Origin of the sequence: Phenylobacterium sp. (assembly GCF_036402295.1) — a bacterium.
GTDB lineage: Bacteria > Pseudomonadota > Alphaproteobacteria > Caulobacterales > Caulobacteraceae > Phenylobacterium.
The window spans coordinates 1-2232 of record NZ_DASWTE010000395.1; the positions used below are offsets into that span (position 1 = coordinate 1).

The following is a 2232-nucleotide window of genomic DNA, read 5'->3' on the forward strand; positions in this document are numbered from 1 at the left end:
CCTCGCCGCGGCGGCCTCGCCCGCGGCCGCGGCGCCCGAACGGCAGCTGCTCGCGGTGACCAACACAACCGACCGGGTGGTCTTCTGCACCTTCCTGTTCGACACCCGCGCCCGCACCGAGCTCGCCATCCGCCCCGGCAAGACCTGGTCAGAAGCCTTCGACCCCCGCCGCGACCTCCGCCTCGTCTGCCAACGCAGCAAGCGCCTGTTCTTCGGCCCCCTGGAGGCGGGCAAGACCTACCGCCTGGTCGCGGACGGCTCGAAGGTGGACGTGGCGGAGGGGAGCGGGGAGTAGGCAAGCGGACCGCGTCTTCAGCTGAACACCTTGGCCAGCCGTTCCGAGTCCAGCACCCGTGTCCGGAAGGCGGCCGCCGCGAGTCCACAGGCGGCTGCGGCCCAGGCGGCGTCGACGACGCACGCGACTCCCATGCCGACATAGCTCTGCGCGTAGAAGAACTGCTCCCAAGCCAGCATATCCGCGATGTAGAGGGGTGCCGCGACCCACAAGATCGCCACCACATAAGGCCGCGCGGCGCCACGCATGATGCGCCAGGACTCACCGGGCGTCGCTGACGTGTCGCCGAGCAGGTGGCGGATGGGCCAGACGAGCAGCCGGCTCGTGGGCCAAAGCATGACAAGCCACATCAACGGGCTCGGAAGGTACGTCGCCCATATCTGCCAGTAGGGATCGGGCACTTTACCCTCGACAGCATGCGACAGAACGCTCGCCGGCCAAAATTCCGCCAACAGCAAGCCCATGCCGATAGTCACGTAGCCCACCATGCCGCGGTCGACGCGCCAGCGTCCTTCGCCAACATCCAGCATGACGCGCATGCTGAAGCCGAGAATGAGCCCGCTCGGGACTGAGATGACAACGCCATAGGCCAGGACCTGCTCGGTCGACAGCATCAGATCGGGGCCAAGGTTGGCGCGCGTCCAGAACGCGGCTGCGGCGTTCATCGCCATGTATGCGAGCCAGAGCGGCCACAGCGACGGCAGCGTGGACCAAGCCAGGCGCAGACCGTCGGCCATCAGGCGGCCAACCTCTAGCGGCGGCCGGCGCCATTCCTGTTCATCGACGTCGATCACGGCGCCCCTTCCTGCCCGTCGTGAAGAGGCCAGGGCGCCGCCGGGACGTCAATCGGCGCGTGTCTACCCCTTCCGCCCCGGCATCAAACCGATGCCCGGCGGTTAACTACAAACCGTGGCGCCGGCGCCCCACTTATAGCTGACAGTTAGTTAACTGGCGCCGTTCATGCGGCTGACAGGGAACCTGTGCTGTTTTCGATCGTAAGATAATTCAGCCAGGTCGGTCCGGAAGCGATCCAAAGCGGATCGCGGACCGTATGTGAGCTTGGGTGCTAATTTTGAGGACAATAAGGATGTCACCGTCTCTCAGCGTGGTCGCAGATAACGACCTGAAACCTGTCCTTTCGAAAGCCGAGACCGTCGCGCAGCGGGTGCAGCGCCTGCAGGCGGAGGCCAAGCAGCTGGCCAAGGACCACATCAAGTCCCTCACCACTGCCATGGTCAGCCTCGAACAGCTGGCCGCCGAGATCGCGGAAGGCGGCGACGCCTACGCCCCCGGCGTGCGCGACGTGGCCCGTCGTCTGGCGGAAGACCTGGACAGCCGCGTCCAGACCCTGGAAGCCATCGTCGCCCGTACGTAAGGCGCGCGACGCCAGACTGTCCCATTGCGGCACGCCGGCGCGGACGGGCGCCGGCCCGCGGGACAGGGCTGAGGCTTAAGGGTCCCGCGCGCGGACGCGCGCTGATGCGGCCCCTCGGCCCGCCGCCGAACGCGGCCCAGCCGTCCCGTTCCGAGATTCCGGCGCACAACGCCCATCCATCTTTCTTGGATTGGCGCCGCCAAATACGTCCGTTTCTGACGTAGGGCCATGTTCCACTGCCCGCATGTCCGGCCCCCCGCCCGAGATCGACGAAGCCGACGTCTTCCTGGCCAAGCTCGCCAAGCTCGACCTGCGCGCCGCGCAGCACGTCCACGACTGCCTCCTGGACACCACCGACCCGGAGGAGGTCGCGAGGCTGGCCCAGGCCTACGCCCGCTGCTCGCGCCAGGTGCGCCAGACGCTGGCCTGCCATGCGAAGCTGAAGGCCGACCGCGAGAAGGCCGCCCGGCTGGCCGAGCAGCACGAACGCTGGCGCAAGGCCGGCCTCCCGTTCGAGGACGGTCCCAGGAAGACCCCGGAAGACCACGCCTACGAGGCCCGC

General features: G+C 67.7%; 4 protein-coding genes. 3 read left to right on the forward strand and 1 reads right to left on the reverse strand.

Annotated elements, in window-relative coordinates; genetic code table 11:
- The coding region (locus tag VGD44_RS22960) for a hypothetical protein (protein WP_331090711.1) at window positions 1-295 on the forward strand (295 nt) is incomplete at its 5' end.
- Window positions 296-312: 17 nt separating this feature from the next.
- Here the strand turns inward: VGD44_RS22960 and VGD44_RS22965 are convergent.
- The gene (locus VGD44_RS22965) at window positions 313-1089 is read right to left on the reverse strand and encodes a hypothetical protein (protein ID WP_331090712.1); all 777 of its coding nucleotides are present in this window, start codon (window positions 1087-1089) and stop codon (window positions 313-315) included.
- Window positions 1090-1382: 293 nt separating this feature from the next.
- On the opposite strand from VGD44_RS22965, the gene VGD44_RS22970 reads away from it, so the two are divergent.
- Window positions 1383-1670 carry a hypothetical protein gene (locus tag VGD44_RS22970; protein ID WP_331090713.1) on the forward strand — a complete coding sequence of 96 codons (288 nt, stop codon included), beginning with the start codon at window positions 1383-1385 and terminating at the stop codon, window positions 1668-1670.
- 244 nt (window positions 1671-1914) lie between these two features.
- On the forward strand, window positions 1915-2232 hold a 318-nt coding region (locus tag VGD44_RS22975; RefSeq protein WP_331090714.1), incomplete at its 3' end, for a hypothetical protein.

Excerpts from the sequence above, each read along its gene's own strand:
- VGD44_RS22970 (WP_331090713.1), top strand. The coding sequence starts at position 1,383 with ATGTCACCGTCTCTCAGCGTGGTCGCAGATAACGACCTGAAACCTGTC.